At 65.4% G+C, this 20,614-nt stretch carries 16 protein-coding genes; 8 read left to right on the forward strand and 8 right to left on the reverse strand.

Going from position 1 to position 20,614, the window contains the following annotated elements:
• Positions 1-4: 4 nt before the first annotated feature.
• The 5 genes from pstC to QVN30_RS08910 all read left to right on the forward strand — a co-directional run bounded on the left by pstC (position 5) and on the right by QVN30_RS08910 (position 5,164).
• A complete protein-coding gene (gene pstC, locus QVN30_RS08890; protein WP_273358286.1) occupies positions 5-916 on the forward strand; it encodes a phosphate ABC transporter permease subunit PstC in 912 nt (303 codons plus the stop codon).
• Positions 909-1,835: a phosphate ABC transporter permease PstA gene (gene pstA / locus QVN30_RS08895; protein ID WP_229254311.1), complete on the forward strand. Its 927-nt coding sequence runs from the start codon at positions 909-911 to the stop codon at positions 1,833-1,835. Before pstC ends, pstA begins: the two co-directional genes overlap by 8 nt.
• The gene (gene pstB / locus QVN30_RS08900; RefSeq protein WP_066833551.1) at positions 1,832-2,668 is read left to right on the forward strand and encodes a phosphate ABC transporter ATP-binding protein PstB; all 837 of its coding nucleotides are present in this window, start codon (positions 1,832-1,834) and stop codon (positions 2,666-2,668) included. Before pstA ends, pstB begins: the two co-directional genes overlap by 4 nt.
• Before the next feature lie 239 nt (positions 2,669-2,907).
• Complete coding sequence (locus tag QVN30_RS08905) at positions 2,908-4,749, forward strand: ABC-F family ATP-binding cassette domain-containing protein (protein WP_289836127.1); 1,842 nt, start codon at positions 2,908-2,910, stop codon at positions 4,747-4,749.
• 55 nt (positions 4,750-4,804) lie between these two features.
• Entirely contained in the window at positions 4,805-5,164 is a 360-nt protein-coding gene (locus tag QVN30_RS08910) for a hypothetical protein (protein WP_289836128.1), read from the forward strand.
• Between the two features lie 252 nt (positions 5,165-5,416).
• Here QVN30_RS08910 and QVN30_RS08915 read toward each other — a convergent pair whose 3' ends face one another.
• Complete coding sequence (locus tag QVN30_RS08915) at positions 5,417-9,337, reverse strand: S8 family serine peptidase (protein ID WP_289836129.1); 3,921 nt, start codon at positions 9,335-9,337, stop codon at positions 5,417-5,419.
• 403 nt (positions 9,338-9,740) lie between these two features.
• On the opposite strand from QVN30_RS08915, the gene pgi reads away from it, so the two are divergent.
• On the forward strand, positions 9,741-11,435 hold the full coding sequence (gene pgi / locus QVN30_RS08920; RefSeq protein WP_204538979.1) for a glucose-6-phosphate isomerase: 1,695 nt from the start codon (positions 9,741-9,743) through the stop codon (positions 11,433-11,435).
• An 83-nt stretch (positions 11,436-11,518) separates the two neighbouring features.
• Positions 11,519-12,181: an HAD family hydrolase gene (locus QVN30_RS08925; protein ID WP_079989245.1), complete on the forward strand. Its 663-nt coding sequence runs from the start codon at positions 11,519-11,521 to the stop codon at positions 12,179-12,181.
• A 216-nt stretch (positions 12,182-12,397) separates the two neighbouring features.
• On the opposite strand, the gene QVN30_RS08930 is transcribed toward QVN30_RS08925, so the two are convergent.
• The 3 genes from QVN30_RS08930 to QVN30_RS08940 all read right to left on the reverse strand — a co-directional run bounded on the left by QVN30_RS08930 (position 12,398) and on the right by QVN30_RS08940 (position 14,523).
• Positions 12,398-12,667 carry a hypothetical protein gene (locus QVN30_RS08930; protein ID WP_273358291.1) on the reverse strand — a complete coding sequence of 90 codons (270 nt, stop codon included), beginning with the start codon at positions 12,665-12,667 and terminating at the stop codon, positions 12,398-12,400.
• 292 nt (positions 12,668-12,959) lie between these two features.
• Complete coding sequence (locus QVN30_RS08935; RefSeq protein ID WP_289836130.1) at positions 12,960-13,718, reverse strand: TatD family hydrolase; 759 nt, start codon at positions 13,716-13,718, stop codon at positions 12,960-12,962.
• A gap of 31 nt (positions 13,719-13,749) precedes the next feature.
• Entirely contained in the window at positions 13,750-14,523 is a 774-nt protein-coding gene (locus QVN30_RS08940; RefSeq protein ID WP_289836131.1) for a tRNA threonylcarbamoyladenosine dehydratase, read from the reverse strand.
• A gap of 190 nt (positions 14,524-14,713) precedes the next feature.
• Between QVN30_RS08940 and ettA the strand changes: the two genes are divergently transcribed.
• Positions 14,714-16,393: an energy-dependent translational throttle protein EttA gene (ettA, locus tag QVN30_RS08945; protein ID WP_066833525.1), complete on the forward strand. Its 1,680-nt coding sequence runs from the start codon at positions 14,714-14,716 to the stop codon at positions 16,391-16,393.
• 166 nt (positions 16,394-16,559) lie between these two features.
• Here the strand turns inward: ettA and QVN30_RS08950 are convergent, their stop codons facing one another.
• The 4 genes from QVN30_RS08950 to QVN30_RS08965 all read right to left on the reverse strand — a co-directional run bounded on the left by QVN30_RS08950 (position 16,560) and on the right by QVN30_RS08965 (position 20,498).
• Positions 16,560-17,828 (reverse strand): hypothetical protein, encoded by a 1,269-nt coding sequence (locus QVN30_RS08950; protein ID WP_289836132.1) that lies wholly within the window; start codon positions 17,826-17,828, stop codon positions 16,560-16,562.
• 160 nt (positions 17,829-17,988) lie between these two features.
• Positions 17,989-18,909, reverse strand: coding sequence for a RodZ family helix-turn-helix domain-containing protein (locus QVN30_RS08955; protein ID WP_087199430.1), 921 nt, complete (start codon positions 18,907-18,909; stop codon positions 17,989-17,991).
• Positions 18,910-19,215: 306 nt separating this feature from the next.
• Positions 19,216-19,443, reverse strand: coding sequence for a hypothetical protein (locus QVN30_RS08960; RefSeq protein WP_289836133.1), 228 nt, complete (start codon positions 19,441-19,443; stop codon positions 19,216-19,218).
• Between the two features lie 17 nt (positions 19,444-19,460).
• Complete coding sequence (locus tag QVN30_RS08965; protein WP_289836134.1) at positions 19,461-20,498, reverse strand: glycosyltransferase; 1,038 nt, start codon at positions 20,496-20,498, stop codon at positions 19,461-19,463.
• Positions 20,499-20,614 lie beyond the last annotated feature (116 nt).

The raw sequence follows: 20,614 nt of genomic DNA on the forward strand, positions 1-20,614 counted from the left end.
CGCTATGGCTAAGCAGATGCCAAAACGCAACCTTGAGAAGGTAGGCTTGAGTGTCACGGGCGCCTGCGTCGCGCTCGTGACACTTGTCGTTGTGGCGCTCATCCTCATGGTTGCTCAGCGCGGGTTGTCCACCTTCATCAAGGACGGCGTTAACATTGCAGAATTCTTCACGGGAACGACGTGGAACCTCGCAAACACGAACGAGGCGACCGGCCTGCCGTTTACCGGCGCGCTCCCGCTGATCGTCACCTCCTTCGCGGTGACGATCATCTCCACGATCATCGCGGTGCCCATCGCCATCGGTGCGGCGATCTTCGTCGTCGAGATTCAGCCCAAGTTCGGCCAGAAGTACTTCCAGCCGCTCATCGAGCTGCTCGTGGGCATCCCGTCGGTCGTGTTCGGCCTGATCGGCTTCCATGTCATCGTCGGCGCGATGCGCGTGATCTTCAACGTCGATCTGGGCCTGGGCATCCTTCCCGGCTCCATCGTGCTGGCTTTGATGATTTTGCCGACTATCACGACGCTGTCCATCGATGCGCTGCGCGCCGTGCCCGACGGATACCGCAACGGTTCGCTCGCCCTGGGCTACACCCGTTGGCAGACCATCTGGCACGTCGTGCTCAAGAGCGCCACGCCGTCGCTCATGACCGCGGTCATCCTCGGCATGACGCGTGCGTTCGGCGAGACGCTCGCCGTCCGCATGGTCATCGGCGGCGTCGAGGCCATGCCCGAGGGCCTGCTCGATTCCGCGTCGACCATCACCACGACGCTGACCACCTCCATGGCCGTCTACGCGACCGGTTCCGTCCAGAACGACGTCCTGTGGTCGCTCGGCCTGCTGCTGATGGGCATGTCGCTCATCTTCATCCTGATCATCCATCTCATCGGTGCAAAGGGGGCGAAGGCGCGTGGCTAACATCTCTGTGGAGGCGCAGAACGCGCGCATCAAGCGTTCCATGCGCAATGACCGGATCGCCACCGGTATCCTGACGCTCATCGTAGGCCTGGTCATGCTCATCGTCGTGTCGATGGTCATCTATATCCTCGCTCAGGGTATCGGCCAGCTGTTCCAGCCCGGCTTCCTGACCGAGGCGAGCCGTTCCAACGGCACCGAGGGCGGCATCGCCTATCAGCTCTTCGACTCGTTCTACCTGCTGATCCTCACCCTGATCATCTCGCTGCCCATCAGCCTGGGCGGCGCGGTGTTCCTGGTCGAGTACGCGCCCGAGGGCCCCGTCACCAAGATCGCGTCCACGGCCATCGAGACCTTGTCCAGCCTGCCCTCCATCGTCGTCGGCATGTTCGGCTTCCTGATGTTCTCCGTGAACTTCGGTTGGGGCTACTCGCTCATCTCGGGCGCCATCGCGCTCACGATGTTCAACATCCCCATCCTGACCCGCGTGATCCAGCAGGCGCTCGAGGACGTTCCCGCCAGCCAGCGCGACGCGTGCCTGGCCATGGGCCTGACCCGCTGGGAGACCACCCTGCACGTGCTGATCCCCGCGGCGATGCCCGCTATCGTGACGGGCGTCGTGCTGTCCGCCGGCCGCGTGTTCGGAGAGGCCGCTGCGCTGCTGTTCACCTCCGGCATGAGCTCGCCGGCGCGCCTGAACTTCTTCTCGCTCAACTTCGCGAGCCCGACCTGCGCGTGGAACATCTTCCGTCCGGGCGAGTCGCTCGCCGTGCACATCTACAAGATCTACGGCGAGGGCAGCCCCGAGGCCCAGCACATCGTCTGGGGCACCGCGGCCCTGCTGATGATCTGCGTGCTGCTGTTCAACGTGCTTTCTCGCATCGCCGGTAAGGCACTTGCAAGGAGGATGACCGCCGAATGACGAACGAAACCGATCAGTTCCTCAAAAGCGTCGGCTCGAGCGAAAAGACGCACCGCACGACGGGCGTGGCCATCTCCGAGGAGGTCGTGCTCGAGACCAAAGACGTCAACGTGTACTACGGCGACCACCATGCGCTGAACGACACGAGCCTCAAGTTCCACAAGGGCGAGATCACCGCGCTCATCGGTCCTTCCGGTTGCGGCAAGTCCACGTTCCTGCGCAGCCTGAACCTCATGAACCGCGAGATCAAGGGCTGCCGCGTCGAGGGCGAGATCCTCTACCAGGGGCGCAACATCAACACCAAGACCGAGAACCTCTACGAGCTGCGCAAGTCCATCGGCATGGTGTTCCAGCAGCCGAACCCCTTCCATAAGTCCATCCGCGAGAACATCACGTTCGCGCCCAAACGCCATGGCATCAAGGACAAGGCGACCCTCGACCAGATGGTGGAGGAGTCCCTGCGCGGCGCCGCCCTGTGGGATGAGGTCAAAGACAAGCTCGACCAGAGCGCGTTCGCCCTGTCCGGCGGCCAGCAGCAGCGCCTGTGCATCGCCCGCACGCTCGCCATGCATCCCGACGTGATCCTGTTCGACGAGCCCTGCTCGGCGCTCGACCCCATCTCGACGCTGGCCATCGAGGACCTCATGAACACGATCGTCGAGAACCGCGCCATCATCATCGTGACGCATAACATGGAGCAGGCCTCTCGCGTGTCCAACCGCACCGCCTTCTTCTATATGGGCGAGATGGTCGAGTACGGCGAGACGGACCAGATCTTCCAGCGTCCGAACGATAAACGGCTGAACGACTACCTCACGGGAATGTTCTCTTAATCCGACGTTCTCATATGCCCGCCGTCGAGTCCGGTTGCATGCCCAGGCTCCGGTGCGGCACTCCATGCAGCGGCGACCCGTTGAGACCCGGGTCGCCGTTTTTTGCAACTTTAGGGACAGTCCCCCAAATTTCACGGAGGAGACGCGCGTCTCCTCCGTGAAATTTGGGGGACTGTCCCTAAAGTTGCACTAGGATAGATGGTCGAACGAAATGCGATTGCAGAGGCGGTGTAGCGCATATGGCGATTCTTCTCGGCTGCGATTCCGTGAAGCTGGAGTTTCCCACCAAGCATATCTTCGACGACGTGACGCTCGGCGTGAACGAGGGCGACCGCATCGGCATCGTCGGGCGCAACGGCGACGGCAAGTCCACGTTGCTCCAGGTGCTGTCCGGCGAGCTCGAGCCCGATGACGGCCGTGTCACCCATCGGCGCGACATCTCAGTCGGCCTGCTCGGCCAGCGCGATGCGCTCAACGACGGCGACACGGTCCATCGCGCCGTGGTGGGCGACGCGCCTGAGTACGAATGGGCCTCGAGCCCGCGCGTGCGCCAGGTGCTGGACGGCCTGATCGCCGACGTGCCGTGGGAGGGTACGGTGGGCGAGCTGTCCGGCGGCCAGCGCCGCCGCGTCGACCTCGCGCGCCTGCTGATCGGCACCTATGACGTGCTCATGCTCGACGAGCCGACGAACCATCTCGACATGCGCACCATCAACTGGCTGGCCGAGCACCTGAAGGCCCGCTGGGGCGCAGGCGAGGGCGCGCTGCTCATCGTGACGCACGACCGCTGGTTTCTGGACGAGGTCTGCACCTCCATGTGGGAGGTGCACGACGGGGTCGTCGAGCCGTTCGAGGGCGGCTACTCCGCCTACATCCTGCAGCGGGTCGAGCGCGACCGCTTGGCGGCGGTCGCCGAGGACCGGCGCAGGAACATGGCGCGCAAGGAGCTCGCCTGGCTGTCCCGCGGCGCGCAGGCGCGCTCGACGAAGCCGAAGTTCCGCGTCGAGGCGGCTCGCGCGCTCATCGCCGACGTGCCTCCGGTGCGCAACGAGCTCGAGCTCAAGCGCCTGGCGGTGTCGCGCCTGGGCAAGCAGGTCATCGACGTGATCGATGTCTATGCGGGATATGCGGATGGGGCCGATGGCGAGGTCAAGCCGGTGCTCGAGGACGTGACGTGGTTGATCGGCGCCGGCGACCGCTTCGGCCTGCTGGGCGAGAACGGCGCGGGGAAGTCCACCATGCTGTCGGTCATCCAGGGAAAGCTCGCACCGACGAGCGGCCGCGTGAAGATCGGCGCGACGGTGCGCTTCGGCGTGCTGTCCCAGCAGCTCGACGAGCTCGCCCCGCACATGGACGAGACGATCCGCGAGGTGCTCTCGCGCTACAAGCGCGTCTACATCGTCGACGGCAAGGAGACGAGTCCCGAGAAGCTGCTCGAGCGCCTGGGTTTCACCACCCAGCAGCTGTGGAGCCGCATCGGGGACCTTTCGGGCGGCCAGCGCCGCCGCCTGTCGCTTCTGCTGACGATCCTGGAGGAGCCCAACGTGCTCATCCTCGACGAGCCGGGCAACGACCTCGACACCGACATGCTGGCCATCGTCGAGGACCTGCTCGACGGGTGGCCGGGCACGCTGATTCTGGTGACGCACGACCGCTACCTCATGGAGCGCGTGACCGACCATCAGTACGCGATCATCGATGGGCGTCTGCGGCACGTGCCGGGCGGGGTGGACGAATACCTGCGCCTGGTGGGCGCGTCGTCCGCGCGCACGCAGAAGTCCTCGGCGCAGCGGGCGGCCGAGGCGGCTTCTCCCGTGCAGACGGCGTCGGGGGAGGCCTCCGGCGGCTCGCGGCTCTCCAACGCCGAGCGCCAGCGGCTGCGTCGCGAGGTCTCGTCCCTGGAGCGCAAGATGGAGGCGCGCCGCGCGAAGGTCGACGAGCTGACGGCCGCCATGGCCGATGTCGACCCTACGGATTTCGAGGCGCTTACGGCTCAGCAGCGGGCCATCGACGACGCCCGCGCGGAGCTCGACGAGCTGGAGACCGCGTGGCTCGAGGCGAGCGAGCAGCTGGAAGAGTAGGATACCGGGGCTCGGGCGCCGCGGCTTGGCGGCTTGCCGCTTGCTGGAGGATACGATGCGGATTCACATCAACAGGCTGGGCGCGGCTGACCGGGCGCGTCTGGTCGAGCACCGCCTGACGGTGGAGGAGCTGACGGAGCTCCACGGGATGCTTCTGCGCGGCCAGCAGGCGCGTCAGCGCGCCTTGCGCCGGGTGGCCGCGTTCTCGCTCATACTCGACATCGTCTTGCTGCTCATGACGGTCTTTGTCGCCGGGCCCACGCCGGCGGTCCTGTTCGCGGGCGTCGTCGTGACGGCGATCGTCCTTCTGTGCCTTGCATGCACGTGGGCGGCTGCGATCGGCGTGTTCGCCCACCAGTACAACCAGGCGGTGGAGGAGGGCTATCCCGAGCTGCTGGGGCGTCTGCGCCTGTAGGGAATCTCCGATGCCATGGCCGATGCCGGTGCCGCGGGGCCGTTCGTTCATGAATTAACAGGGGTGTCAAACAAACGAATCCTGCGGAAACGCCGAAAATGCCCTCGTTCGTTCATGAATGAACGAGGGCCTGAATCGGGGGAGATGCCGTGGCGGCGTGTAGGATGCGGGACAGGCTCCGGACATGACGAGGGCCCGAGATATCGGCTGTTCCGACGTCTCGGGCCCTCGGCCGATCGTGCGTGCGCGCCGCTATGCTGCGGGTTGCGGGAAGGGGAATCCGTCGCGGTCGGCGCGCATGAACACGGTTGCCGCCTGGGCGCGCTCGAGGTCTCCTCGCGGCTGGAGCTCGGTCGCGTTGCCGATACCGCGCAGGTATCCCTCGGCAACCGCCCATGTTACGGCTTCTGTCGCCCATTCGGATACCGTGGCGCCGTCGGTAAAGCGGTCGAGGTCGCCTTCGGTGGCGGTTTCGGGCGCGGCGATGCGCCACAGGATGGTCGCCATCTGCTCACGCGTCAGCGGGTCGTCCGGGCCGAACTTGTCGGTGTCGTCATACCCCATAAAGATGCCTTGCTGGGTGCACCAGGCGACTGCATCGCGGTACCAGGCGTCCTGGTCGCAGTCGCTGTAGGGGATCGGGTCGTCGACGGCCGGCTTGCCGGCCATGTTGTACAGGACCTGCGCCATCTGGGCGCGTGTGAGGGTGCCCGTCGGGTCGAACACGCCGGCATCCGCGTCGATGCCGGGCATGATCTTCTCGGAAACCGCCCAGTCGACCGGCTCGTGATACCACGCGAGCTCATCAAGGTCGGTGTAGTGCTCCGTTGGACACGCGATGCTCGCGAGCTGCTCTGCAGCCGCGCGGGGCAGCGTATACAGCGCGCCCGTAGCCGACGTCGCGTCGGTTCCGTTGTCGAGCGCGGTCAAGTGGACCGTCCCGTCGAAGACCGTGGCAGACGTGATGGTGACGCCCGTCGCGGAGTCGCCGCCGACCCATGCCGAGCCCTCGCACCTGAGCGTGTCGAGGTCGATGTACATGGTGTCGCTGACGCCTTGCTGGGAGCGCGCGAAGACGAGCGCGCCGTCTTCGAAGGGGACGGTCACGCAACCCTCGAGATCTCCGTAGTCCGAGTAGGTAAAGACCGGCGCATCCTCGATGGCACCGAGGTCATCCAACACCCCGCTTGTCAGGTCGATAGTGTATGCATGCGGTGCGTACGTTGCCGAGGGGTCGGTCCGCCCGCCGCCGATCGCGCCGATCACGTAGATCTTTCCATCATGCGCGATGGGCGCAAGCGGCGCGAGCATGATGCCCGGGAATTGCTCCGATCGAATCTCGGTCGCGGAGAGCTCCCCGTCGGGGCCCTCCAAGGTAGCGATTGCGTATCGGAGGAAATAATCGCCCGTTGCGAACTGGTACGAGGTCCCCACGAGCGCATAGGCGGTGTCGCCGGTCGTCGTCGCGCTTGCGAGCGAGGAGATGTAGATCGCCTGGTCGGCCCCTTCCGGGGTCGCGATGGCATCGATCTGCCGATAGGGGCTCCATTCGTCGCGCTCCGCGCTGTAGGTCGCCGCAAGCACGACGATGCCGCTTTCGTCTAGGTCGGTCGTGACGGCGACGATATCGCTTCCGATCGCCGTGTAGGCTATCGGGGCATGGGAGTCGTGCATAGTTGACTGCCACGGAGTTCCGGGTACCGCGCATGCGGTCCAGGAGCCGTTTCCGGGATGATCCAGGCGATACAGGTAGGCGCCTTTCGTGTCGGCGAAATACAGCGCGCCCTCGGCGCCCACCAGTCTGCCGGTGGCCGAGTCCGTCGTGCCGCCGGGGAGGCTGTCCGTCCGCATCATGTCATAGGATGCCTCGCGCGCAGGGAGGCTGTAGGAGGCGCGGTGCGTGCGCCCGGTCGAGCCGTCGGTCACGTCGATGCGATGGACGCCTCCGTCGAAGGCGTCGGCAGGCGCCGTGAAGGTCAGCTCGCTGTCGGTCTGCGCCGTGCAGGAGACGTCCTCGCCGTCGAGGGTGACGCTCGCGTCGCCGAGGGCATAGCCGTGGACGGTAACCGTGCCGGTCGCCGGGTCGGCGTCGACGGACCACGTGTTCGCGTTCACCGCATCGTCGTCGAGCGCCACGTTCCAGTCGAAGCGGCCGTCGGTCGCCGTGTGCTTCTCGACGCCCCCATAAGTTGTCGTGCTCACCGGGACGGTCGAGCCGACCAGCTTTCCGCGCAGCTCGAGCGCGCTCGCCTCGGGGTCGAGGGCGGCGAGCTGGCCTACGGTGCCCGCGGCGAGAGGGGTCGCCATGGACGTCCCGCTCATCTCGCCGTAGGGGGCGTAGTCGCTCGTCTCGTCGTCCACGCCCTCGCCGTCCACCAGACCGATGCCGTAGGGCTCGATGTAGAAGGTGGTCTTTTCGCTCGACCAGACGCCGTCGGCGGGCATGATGCTGAACTGGGCGGCACCGATCAGTCGGTCTGCCTCGGTGTCGAGGGCGGCCAAGGAGGTGCCGTAGACGTTGGTCAGGTCGATGTTCACCTCGGTGATGGTCGACACGCCGTGAAGCGGGACGGTCGCGCCGTCCTTGACGGCGTATAGGGATGGTACGAGGTACAGCCTCGTGTTGGAGGGGCTGCCGGCATCGATGCTCGCGCTCACGCCGATCGCATAGTCCTGCACCGCGTGCGTCGTGCCGATAAACGGGTTATCGAGATACCATTGGAGCGTCGCGGTGTACTGGGAGCTTCCGTCAGCCCGGGAGGGGTCGAAGGTCACCTTGAGGCCGGGGGTGCCGTGTCCCGCATCTGCGACCGGCTCGATGGCGAACGCGTCGGTGGCCTCAGGCGAGGCGAGCGTCCCGTCGGTGTTGTAGACAAAGAGCCGGTAGGCGTCAGAATCCGGGGTGTAGTCGGAATAGTCGTTCACGTACTCCAGGTCCTTGCCTGCGGCCAGAGACACGCTCGGGGAGAAGTAGGCGTGCGCGGCGTCGGTGCTCACCGTCGACATGATGTTGGAGCCGGGCAGTGCGAGGTCGACGTCCGTCTCGTTGAAGTTCGAGAAGGTCGACAGGGCGTTCGACTTGTTGCTCGACGCGATGACGATCGCGTAAGGGCTCTCGAGGCCCGTGGTCGCCCCGGTGCCGACGGTGGCGGTGTCCGATGTGGCGTTTCCCGCAGCGAAGACGGACAGGATGCCGAGCTTGCCCGCCTGGTTCACCAGGTAGTCGAGTACGGGTGCGTAGGAGGCGATCTCCCAGGAGTTGCTCGCCGCGACGACGTTCTGCCCGGAGAGAGCCGCGCCGATGAGGTACTGGTAGGCGGAGACGACGTCTTTGAGGTACAGCACGCCCCTGCAGTTCTCGGGGGCCACCTTCAGCGCCATAATCTTGGTGTCGGAGCTCGCTCCCGCGATTCCCTCCGCGTTGTTCTGGATGCCGGCGATGACGCCTGCGCAGTGGGTGCCGTGGGAGTCGATGTCCGTGGTGCCCGGCGTCGGGTCGTCGTCGTTGCCGGTGAAGTCGTAGCCGTTCGAGCCCGCCTCGCCGGGAAGGCCCTCGATGCCGGGGTTCTCCCACATGTGGTCGGCGAGGTCGGGGTGGGAGACGTCGACGCCCGTGTCGATCACGGCGACGATGTTGTCGTCGGTTGCAGCCGCCTCGTCGCGGGCGGCGAGCGCCGCCTCGAGGTCGATGCCGGCGCTCTCGCTGGTCAAGCCGTACTGCCAGCCGTCGTACAGGGTGTCATCGGGCGCGGTCGCGTCGACCGTCGCGACGTAGTTCGGTTGCGCCGCCACCACGAAGTCGAGTGCTTCGAGCTCGGCGACCAGCTCGTCTGCGTCGGCTCCTTCTCGCTCGACGAGCGCGACGCGCAGGTCGTCGCCCGACGGGATCGCGTCGGTTGCCCCATCGGCGCTCTGCAGCTCGATGTCGCCCCGGCTTGCGGCGCGGTCGACAGCGGAGAAGTCCCATGTCTGGGCGATCGTGACGCCGGCGCTCGCGAACTCGTCGGCGGCCGCGGAGTCGAGCAGGCTCACCGAGGCGGCATCGGATGCTCGGTACAAGACGAGCGCCTGGCCGGGTACGGCCGTCTGCTCGTCCTGAGCGTCCGTCGAAGACGGCTCCGTGAGCGCGGACAGCGGGTTCACCGGTATCGTCGGCAGGGCATATGCGGCCACGGGCGCGAGTCCGCAGGCCAAAGCGAGGCCGAGTGCATATCTGAGCGTTCGGCGTCCAAGGGGAGGCAGCTTCATATGCGTTCCAATCGTTGGGGAATCGAGATAAGACACACTATATATGTGGGAGGCGAATCGCATCGGGTGCTTTGGATGAATGCGGCGGTATTCGGAGCGAATGGGTGCTCTCTGAGGGCGCTGAATCATGGGTCATTTGGGGACGGGTTCGTTTCAACCCATCGACGGGGCCTTTCGACTCTCGATTTGGATGCTCACCGTTTCTTTGGCACCCTGACCGTTTCATGACGGGAGCAATGGCGAATCTGTCTGCGCGCTGCGGTAGAATGGAGTCGCTTCGTTGCACGACGCGGAAAACCTGCGCCTGTTCGGATAAAGGAGGATTCCTATGTCTACCGTACCTGCTCCTATCGATGCCACGAGCACGCCTGCATGGGCTGCCCTGCAGAAACACTATGACGAGCTCACCGGTGCCGGCATCGATCTCAAGGGCTGGTTCGCCGCCGATCCCGACCGCGTGAGCAAGCTCAGCTACGACATGGGCGAGTTCCACATCGACCTGTCCAAGAACCTCGTGACCGACGAGACGATGAAGCTGCTTGTCCAGCTTGCGCGCGAGCTGCATATCGAGGAGCGCCGCGACGCCATGTATTCCGGCGTGCACATCAACACCTCCGAGGACCGCGCCGTGCTTCACACCGCGCTGCGCCGCCCGGCATCCGATAAGGGCACCGTGTTCGACGGCGACCAGGACTGCGTAGCCGACGTCCGCGACATGCTCGACCGCATGTACGCGTTCGCCGAGAAGGTCCGCTCCGGCGAGTGGAAGGGCGTCACGGGCAAGAAGATCGAGCATGTCGTGTCCATCGGCATCGGCGGTTCCGATCTCGGCCCGGTCATGGTGTACGAGGCGCTCAAGCCCTACGCCGACGCCGGCATCGACTGCCGTTACATCTCCAACATCGACCCCAACGACATGGCCGAGAAGGTTCGCGGCCTCGACCCCGAGACCACGCTCGTCATCGTCGTGTCCAAGACGTTCACGACGCTCGAGACCCTGACCAACGGCCGCGAGGTCCGCACCTGGCTGCTCGACGCCCTCGAGGCCGCGGGCGCCATCGACGGTTCCGAGGAGAGCCGCGCCGAGGCCGTGAAGAAGCACTTCGTCGCCGTCTCGACCGCGCTCGACCTCGTCGCCGACTTCGGCATCGATCCCGAGAACGCCTTCGGCTTCTGGAACTGGGTCGGCGGGCGCTACTCCGTCGACTCCGCCGTGGGCCTGTCGCTCATCATCGCGCTGGGACCCGAGCGCTTCGAGTGCTTCCTCAAGGGCTTCCATGATGTCGACATGTACTTCCAGAACACGCCGCTCGAGGACAACGTCGTGGCGCTGATGGGCCTCATCAACGTCTGGTACGTCAACTTCTTCGGCGCCGAGAGCCACGCCGTGCTGCCGTACAACCAGTACATGCACCGCTTCCCGGCCTATCTGCAGCAGCTCACCATGGAGTCCAACGGCAAGGGCGTCCGCTGGGACGGCTCGGCGCTCACCACGGCCTCGGGCGAGATCTATTGGGGCGAGCCGGGCACCAACGGCCAGCACGCCTTCTACCAGCTCATCCATCAGGGCACGCGTCTGATCCCCTCCGACCTCATCGCGTTCGTCAACACCGCCAACCCCAACAAGGACGGCGACCAGGACGTGCACGAGCTGTTCCTGGGCAACTTCCTGGCCCAGACCAAGGCGCTCGCGTTCGGAAAGACCGCCGACGAGGTCCGCGCCGAGGGCACGCCCGAGGAGATCGTCACCGCGCGCATCTTCACCGGCAACCGTCCGTCCACCTCGATCTTCGGCATCGAGCTCACCCCGCATGCGCTCGGCGCCCTCATCGCGCTCTACGAGCACATCACGTTCGTCGAGGGCACGGTCTGGGGCATCGATTCCTTCGACCAGTGGGGCGTTGAGCTGGGCAAGCAGCTCGCCAAGCAGATCACGCCCGCGTTCCATGACGACGAGGCCCTCGCCGTCCAGGACGCGAGCACCAAGGCGCTCATCGAGTTCTACCGCGCCCATCGCAAGTAGCCCGCTTGCGTCTGCGTGACGTATCGGGACTGCCCCGTCTCTTCGGGGCAGTCCCTTTTCTGTGACCGAAAGGATTATTCGCCGTGGCATTTCCCTTCAAGGCCGTCATCTTCGATATGGACGGCGTGATCGTCGATACCGAGAAGTTCTACTTCGACGAGCTGCTCGTCATGAGCGAAGAGCTCGGACTGGGCATCACCGTTGATGAATGCAAGCATCAGGTCGGCATGTCGCACCAGGATTTTCAGCGCAATCTGCAGATGTGGATGCGTCGCGGGGGCCGCGGCGAGCTGTCCGGTGACGAGGCGGAGGCGATCTACAACGAGTGGGCGTCGCATCGCCCGCGGCCGTACGCGCAGCTGCTGAACCCCGGTGTCGCCGAGACGGTGGAGGCGCTGCACGGGATGGGGGTCCGCGTTGCGCTGGCGTCCTCCTCTCCGCTGGCGAATATCGACAAGGTCCTCAGCGCGTGCGGTCTGACGGGCCGGTTCGAGCCCATCGTGTCGGGCGAGCAGTTCCATCAAAGCAAGCCCAACCCCGAGATCTACCTGCACACGCTGGAGCTGTTGGGGCTTCCCGCCAGCGCGTGCTGCTGCGTGGAGGACTCGGTGTACGGCATCGCCGCCGGATGCGCCGCGGGGCTCACGGTCATCGCCAAGCGCGAGGAGCGCTTTGGCTTCTCTCAGGATCAGGCAAACCTCATCATCGATCAGATCCCCGACCTTCTGCGCATAGGGGAGCGCTGATCGATTCAACCCACGGCAACGTGAAGACGCGTGCAAATTCGGGGACGTACCTTCCGCATGCACGTATGCAAATTCGGGGACGTAAATTCGGGGACGTACCTTCGGCGTGCAAACATGCATGCGGAAGGTACGTCCCCGAATTTGCACGCGCTTGCTCAAAAAGACGGGGACCCGCGGGCCCCCGTCTTGCTGTCGACGATGTGCGGCTGAGCGACGCTATGCCGCCTGGCGAATCGGCATGGTGTTCATGCTCGGGCGGGTGAGCGCCGCGTGCAGCTTGCGACCTGCGAACGAGGCGATGCCGCTCACCTCTCTCGCGGGATGGCGCTGTGTCCACACCAGGCGCTCGTTGCGGGGATTGACCCACGTGGCGGCACGTTTGACGGCTGCCGGGACGGCGATGGAAGAGGCTTCGAGCACGACGAACACGATCGCAAGCGAAGCGAGCATCCCAGCAAGTGTGACGATGGCGTTGAAATCGATCATGATGGCTCCCTTCCGTATCGTGGTTCTGCCTTCTACTGGCTCCTTACCCGCGCGATGCGCAGTTATGCACAGCAATTCGGGGGAGCGAACACGTTGCTCGGCAGCAGGCGCGGACCTTCCGGAATCGGTTTGAAGCGGAGCGCCGCAGGCCCGCTCATTCATGAATTTAGAGGGGCGTCAAATAAACGAATCCTGCGCAAACGCCGAAAAGGCCCTCGTTCGTTCATGAATGAGTGAGGTCTGAACCCGTCCCCGCGGCGAATGAGACCACTACAGGGAAGGCATCCGGTTTTTAGAGGTCGAGAAGCGCGGCGCTGCGCTCGGCGATGCGATAGGCGAGTTCGCGTGCATCGGCGTGCCTGATGGCGGCGAGGCGCTCAGACGTGTCCGCGAGCTCGCGTTCCAGCTCAGCGCAGCCGAAAGTGGTGTTCGACGGCGGCGCATCGGTTTCGAGCAGCAGCCTGTTCTCGGGAACGATGCGCGCGTACTCGCGGCCTTTGCGGGTGGCGAGCATATGCGCGTTGATCGAGAACCAGCAGCCGGCGCGCCGCGCGCGGGCGAGCTCGTCGCTCGTCCCGGAAAACCAGTGGAAGATGCAGACGGATTCGCGCACAAGCCCGGTCTCTTCGAGGATGTCGAGCACCGTGTCGGCCGAACGCACGGCATGAATGGTCAGAAGACGCCCGTCAAGCGGGTGCTCTGCGCAGGCGCGGGCGACGCGCGTGAACGCGCGCACCTGGGCGTCTTTGCTCGGAAGATGCTTCGTGCTGAAATCAAGGCCGACTTCGCCGACGCGCGGCGTATCGGAGACGAGCTCGGCAAGGGCATCGACATCCGCGTCCCCGCAGGTTCCATCCGATAGCCACCACGGATGGAGGCCCGCGGCGACGCGGACGTTGGGGCAGGCGGCGTATGCCTCCCGCGAGGCTCTGTAGCCCGCAGGGGTCACGCTGGCGTCGAGGATCCCGATGCCGCGCACCTCGGCCTCTCGCGCGCAGGCGAGGCCGTCGCGCATGAGCCCGAGGTGGCAGTGCATATCGACGTAGCGCATGGCTCCTCCTTGGAAGTTCGGCCCATCGAGACTAGCGGTCGCGCCGGGCGCCGCCTTCGCGCGCCTTACCGCATCCCACACCGGAGATCTGCCGTATGACCTCGCCGGCAATCATCTGCCCCATGATCGGCGGCATGAACGATGCCGTTCCCAGCACGCGCTCGCCCGGTTGCCCCTGTCCGCGCGCGAAAAGGTCGATCGGGTCCTCGCAGGAGTAGAGCACCTGCAGGCGGCGAATCCCGCGTCGGCGGCATTCCTTGCGCATGACGCGGGCGAGGGGGTCGCGCTCCGTTTCGCGGATATCGCATATCCGCAGGCACTCCGGGTGCAGCTTGTTGGCCGCTCCCATGCTGCTGATGAGCGGCACGCCGCGCTCGTCGGCGAGCTGGGCCAGCGCGAGCTTGGCCGAAACCGTGTCGATGGCGTCCACGATGTAATCGATGCGTCCGCTGCAGGCGGCCAGGCACTCATCGAACAGGCCCTCGAGGTTTTCAGGCAGCACGAAGGCGTTATGGGCGATGACGGTGCACGCGGGGTTGATGTCGCGGATCATGCCGGCCATCACGTCGACCTTGCGCTTGCCGACGGTGCTCGTGAAGGCGATGGCCTGCCGGTTGATGTTGCTCGGCGCCACCACGTCCTTGTCGACGATGACGATCCGACCGATAAACGCGCGGGCGAGCGCCTCGATGCAGCTCGACCCGACGCCGCCGCAGCCGAACACCATGACCGTTGCGCTTTGCAGGCGCTCGAGCCCCTCGTCTCCCATGATGATGCGAAGCCGGTCGGTTGCTGTTTCCTGCATACGGCGCCTTTCCCTCGGAACGTTGATGCACATTATAGGTTAGGTGGCACATGCTCCGCCTCGTTGTTGCCTCTCCTGCCGCCGCCTTGCCTGTGGAAGTGTTGTCGGGCGCCCGTTTTGGTATGGAGGCAACCTCGCGTATCTGCGACGATAGACCCATACGTGTCAGATGACCATACAGGGAGTATGCATGGCAGAGTTCGTATATCAGATGTATCAGGCGCGCAAGGCGCATGGCGACAAGGTGATTTTGGACGATGTCACCCTGTCGTTTTACCCCGGTGCCAAGATCGGCGTCGTGGGCCCCAACGGCATGGGCAAGTCGACGCTGCTCAAGATCATGGCAGGCAAGGAGGAGGTCTCCAACGGCGAGGCGCGTCTGACGCCCGGTTACACGGTGGGCCTGCTCGAGCAGGAGCCGCCGCTCGACGACGACAAGACCGTCATCGAGAACATCCGCATGGCATTCGGCGACCTGCTCGCCAAGGTCGACCGCTTCAACAAGATCGGCGAGGAGATGTGCGACCCGGACTGCGACATGGACGCCCTCATGGCGGAGATGGGCAGGCTGCAGGACGAGATCGATGCGGCCGACGGCTGGGACATCGACAGCAAACTCGGCCAGGCCATGGACGCGCTGCAGTGCCCGGACGCCGATATGCCCGTCTCCGTCCTGTCGGGCGGCGAGCGTCGTCGCGTGGCCCTGTGCAAGCTGCTGCTCGAGGCTCCCGACCTGCTGCTGCTCGACGAGCCCACGAACCATCTGGACGCTGAGTCCGTCCTGTGGCTCGAGCACTTCCTGCACAACTATCCGGGCGCCGTGCTCGCCGTCACCCACGACCGCTACTTCCTCGACAACGTCGCCGAGTGGATCTGCGAGGTCGACCGCGGGCACCTGTACCCCTACAAGGGCAACTACTCCACCTATCTCGAGACCAAGGCAGCGCGTATCGCCGCGCAGGGCCAGCGCGACGCCAAGCTCGCCAAGCGCATGGCCGCCGAGCTCGAGTGGGTGCGCAGCAGCCCCAAGGCCCGCCAGGCCAAGAACAAGGCCCGTCTCGAGCGCTACGAGGAGATGGAGGCCGAGGCCCGCGCCAGCCAGAAGCTCGACTACACCGATATCCGCATCCCGGTCGGTCCGCGCCTGGGCGCGAAGGTCCTCGAGGTCGAGCATCTCCACAAGGAGTTCGACGGTCGCGTGCTCATCGATGACCTGACCTTCAGCCTGCCGCGCAACGGCATCGTGGGCGTCATCGGCCCCAACGGCGTGGGCAAGTCGACTCTGTTCAAGATGATCGTGGGCACCGAGCAGCCGACGTCGGGCTCCATCGAGCTGGGCGAGACCGTGAAGATCTCCTATGTCGACCAGATGCGCGAGGGCATCGACCCCGACAAATCGTTGTGGGAGGTCGTCTCGGGCGGCACCGACAAGATGCTCGTGGGCGAGACCGAGGTGCCGAGCCGCGCCTATGTGGCGAGCTTCGGCTTCAAGGGATCTGACCAGCAGAAACGCGCCGGCGTGCTGTCTGGCGGCGAGCGCAACCGCCTGAACCTGGCGCTCACGCTCAAGCAGGGCGGCAACCTGCTGCTGCTCGACGAGCCGACCAACGACCTGGACGTCGAGACCCTGTCGTCGCTCGAGGCGGCATTGCTCGAGTTCCCGGGATGCTCGGTCGTCATCAGCCACGACCGCATGTTCCTGGACCGCGTGGCCACGCACATCCTGGCGTGGGAGGGCACCGACGAGAATCCGGGCAACTGGTACTGGTTCGAGGGCAACTTCCAGTCCTACCAGGAGAACCGCGTGGCGCGTCTGGGCGAGGACGCCGCGCAGCCGCATCGCATCCGCCGCAAGCTGACGCGCGACTAGTCGCGGCTGCAGGGTTTCCAAGCAGAGCTAAGGAAAGCCGCCTCGGGACCTTCGGGTCCCGAGGCGGCTTTTCGTGGATATAGGTGAACTGAAACGGCTCAGTCCCACAACGTATTATCGGGTGCGCTGAGATGGGTTGAAACGAACCCGTCCCCAACCAACCCATTTACGGTTCGTCGACCTCGAGCTTGTCGATGACCCAGGAGGTGCCGCTGGCCGTCGTGCTGCGCTTGATGCGCACCGCGGCATAACGGCGCTCGCCGTCCCGCGCATACCCGAAGGGGAACGTCGCGCGGTTGCGCGCTGCCTCGATCGTGTTGCGGAGCTGGGCGATGTAGTAGTACTCGTTGAGGATGCCCATGACGTCGGCGCCGTAGGGGAGCAGATAGGAGATCTCCCGCAGCAGGTCGCCGGGGCAGTAGACGTCGACCGTGAAATCTCGAGGGTAGTCGTCGGGAATGACGGGTGCGGCGGGCGGCACCGGTTCCGGCGGAGTGACCGGCTGCGGTTCAGGTTCAAGGGTTTCCGCAGGTGAGTCCGCGGGCTCCTGGGGAGCCGGCTCCGTTGTCGGTTCCGGCGCCCGGGGCTCATCGGATGCCGCAGGCGGCATGTCCGGCGCTTCTGTTCGCGCGGCTTCTTGCTCGACCTCGGGCTCTGCGCCCTCCTGCACCTCTAAGGCGACCTCGGACGGGCTGATGCCGGGCGTCGATTCGAGCGTCTGCATGCCGGCATTGGCGTTCTCGGGATCGAAGACGACCGTGAGCGTGATGGCGGGCTGCGGAGACTCCGCCTCCGGTTTCTCGGGCTCTTCCGGCGCGTTCACGCCATCGACGGGTTCCGCGGCGTCATCGGGGAGCTGCTCGTCGGCGTCCCCATCATGATCGTCTTGCGTATCGGATTCTGTCGAGGTGGCTTCCTCAGACGGCTGCTCGACCGGCTCCTCAGCGAGCTGCTCCTGCTGCGCTGCGGCCTGCGGCTCGATCTCCTTGGCTTCCTCGGCGGTCTCCGAGGCATCTTGCGTCGGCTCTTCGACCGGCTCTTCTTGCGGCTTGGGCTCTTCGCGCTTGACGCGGCGCGGCTTTACGGGTTTCAGGCCCTTGTCGGTCTTTTTGCGCTTCCAGGACTTGCCCGATTTCTGCGCAGCGGTCTTTTCGGGGGCCGCCAGCGCCTCGTCCCATGCGGGCTGCGCGTTGATGGTGGCGTAGATGCGGCCACCTTTGAACACGGTCAGCGTGATGAAGTCGTCGAGCTCTTCCAGCAGCTCTCGCGTGTCGGAGAACCCGAGGTCCTCGGCGGTCATGCGCTCGGCGGCAAGGACCTCTTCGATCTTGGGCGCCAGGGTCTGCTTCCCGCATCCGATGGCCGTCGATAGAAGCTGATAGAGATAGATATGATTGCCGACGGACAGCGTCGGCTTGACCGGTTGCTTGCTCATGTGCCCCTCTTCCCATGTTCGTCCATAGCCATATTACCATCGAGCGGATAGCCTTTTTCCGACCGGGCGGCGGGGCGGATGCGCGCGCAGATAAATCCCGTAGGCGGCCCTCGCGCCTACGGGAGACGACCGTCTGGCTGCTGATGCTCGATGCGGGGAATCAGTTGGCCGAAGAGGCGGCTGTAGAAGGGGCGTCCGTTCCGGATGAGGGGGTCGTGGTCGGATTTCCCGTACTCGTATCGGTGCCCGTGCTCGAGGAGCTGCTCGATGTGCCGGAGCCCGTGGTGTCGGATGACGTGTTGCCTGCGGTGTCGGCCGGAGGCGTCGTGGCGTCCGTGGTCTGCTGGTCCTGCGGGGTCTCGGGCTCCGTCTGGGTGGTGTCATCGGCAGGGGAGGTGGCGGTGTCGGGCTGGACGGCGTCCGCATCGTCCTCGGTAGTCGCGGGAAGCTGCGCGCCGCCGTCATCGACGGTCTGCTGCGTGCCGGTATCGACGGGTTGCGTCGTCGTCGGGATGAGCGGGGCGGCCTTCTCGCCGATTCCCTCGCCCGAGGTGCCGAACCAGATGGCTGCGGCGCAGACGGCAACGGCGACCACGGCGGCGAGGATCGAGAACGCGATCACCTTCTTCTGGGTCGCGGAGCGCTCCGCCGCCGCGCGCTCGCGCAGGTTGACGGGCGCGATGCGCGCCCCTCTGACTCCCTGGCTCGGCGAGGCCTGGTCATCGCTTTGGGACGTGCGCATGCTTGCCTGCGCGATCGCGCCGGCATCTTTGAGCTTGCGCGCGCTGACGTCGAGGAAACGGCGGTAGATCTGGGAGGACACGACGGTCACAACCGAGCTGACCGCGGCGCCGATGATGGATCCCGCGATGCCGATATAGGATGCGAGCGCCACCGAGGTCGCCGCAGCGGCGGCGCCGGCGATGATCTGGGCCACGGACACGCCGTCGAACAGCTTCTTCTTGGGCGGGATCGCCTGAGTCTGACCGATGGTTTCATGCTTGAGCACCTGGGTGCTCTGAGGGGGTTGATAGACGCGCGTCCTCCTGCGCGAGGTGTAGTTGTCGCTGTATGCAGCCATGGACTGGCCCCTTTCGGATATGGCAAACGGCGAGGGCGGCGCTGCGCGCTCGAGCGCGGCCGCACGTCCCGCCGGAATCGTTCCGTTAGATTGTGTACCCCTCAACCATGATTGGAAGTGGACGCGGCAAGACAACAAAAAGAGGCAACACAAGGGGAGGAATTGTGGAGAACAAGGGTGGTGGAGGAGCACCGGACGGCAGGCGACGGTGCGGTATCCCCACCGTGGAGATACCGCACATCTGCGAGCGGGGATCAATCGGCCAGCGCTTCCCTAGGGCCAAAAGACGAACGAACCGGCGGGCAGCTACCGTATGAGCGACAGATAGTGGTTGGCCCGCTCGACGAGCCAGGCGACATCGAGGCCGAAGGGGCACGGCGTCTCGACGAAGGACGAGTGGACGTCGACGTTCTGCCCGAGCGTCAGGTGCGTCCAGCCCTTGGAGGACGCGAGCGCCGCCATGAGCTTCGCGCTCGTATCGAGGGTGGTGTAGCTTGGAGGCTCCTCCGACGTGCCCACATGCTCTATGGACACGGGGCGGGCCCGGTGCGTCAGCGGTCTTTGAGCGGCGGCATGGGCTTCCACGTGCGGTCCTGGTAGATCTTTCGCGCATCGCGCATGCCGCGGAACAGCGCCGGAATGCCCGTCTTCAGGCTGTCGCGGTTGACCATGACGAGGCGGATGACCTCCTTGGCGAAGGTGGCCGCCGTGCCGAGCCCGAAGGTGATGCGGCGGTAATCGCCGTGGGCGCGGAAATACTGCATCATGTAGCCGCGGTTGCGCATGATGTGGTAGCGGTTCATGTCGGAGGTGCCGTTGAGCTGGCGAAGCCCCGCGATGTCCCAGTTGGGGATATCGCGGGTGCGCTGCAAGATGAGGTCTGCGACCACGATGGGCTCGGTGACCTTGGAGGCCAGATAGCCGTAGACGGTGTCGTCCCAGTAGATGAAGAAGCGGGGGTCGGGCAGGCCGATCTCGTCGACCACGGAGCGTGCGAACAGGCCGCCCTCGAAGCACATCGTGTTCATGGGGCGATAGCCTTCGGGGCCGAACGCCGCGGGCGCGATGGGGTTGGGGATGCCCAGCGACTCGATGAAGTGGTACTGCCAGTAGAAGTCGCCGCCGTCGTAGTCGAGACGCGACCCCTGGATCACGCGATGGTCGCGGGTCCAGGGCTCCAGGCGCTCGATCGCCTCGGGAAGGACCATGACGTCATCGTCCATGACCCAGAACCATTCGGCGCCGAGCTCCCACGCGCGCTTGACGCCGGCGGAGAAGCCGCCGGCACCGCCCAGGTTGTCGTCTTGCGGTGCATAGACCACGCGAGCGGTGCCGCCCTCGGCATCGGGTCCGTCGGCGGGCGCGCCCCACAGCTCGTCGGTGCGCTCGCCGAGCTCGGCCACCATGCGCTCGGTCTTGTCGGAATGCTCGTTGTCCACGATGACGATGCGCCAGGGCGCGACCGTGAGCGTGCAGAACGAGTCGAACAGCTTGGCAAGCAGCTCCTGCCGCTTGAACGTGACCACCACGATCGCGAGCTTCGGAATGCCGGGAGTCCCGGCTGCCTTGTTGGTGTTGGTCTCGCTCACGGTCGCGCTGCCTTCCTGTCGGGATTACATGCCCAGCCATTATACCTTTCGCAAACAGCGCGAACATCCCAGTCGCGAAAGAGCCATGGTATGCCGTCTGCCGTATGCCGCTACAA

The sequence above is a fragment of the Collinsella ihumii genome, from assembly GCF_030385545.1.
In the GTDB taxonomy this organism is placed as follows: Bacteria; Actinomycetota; Coriobacteriia; order Coriobacteriales; family Coriobacteriaceae; genus Collinsella; species Collinsella ihumii.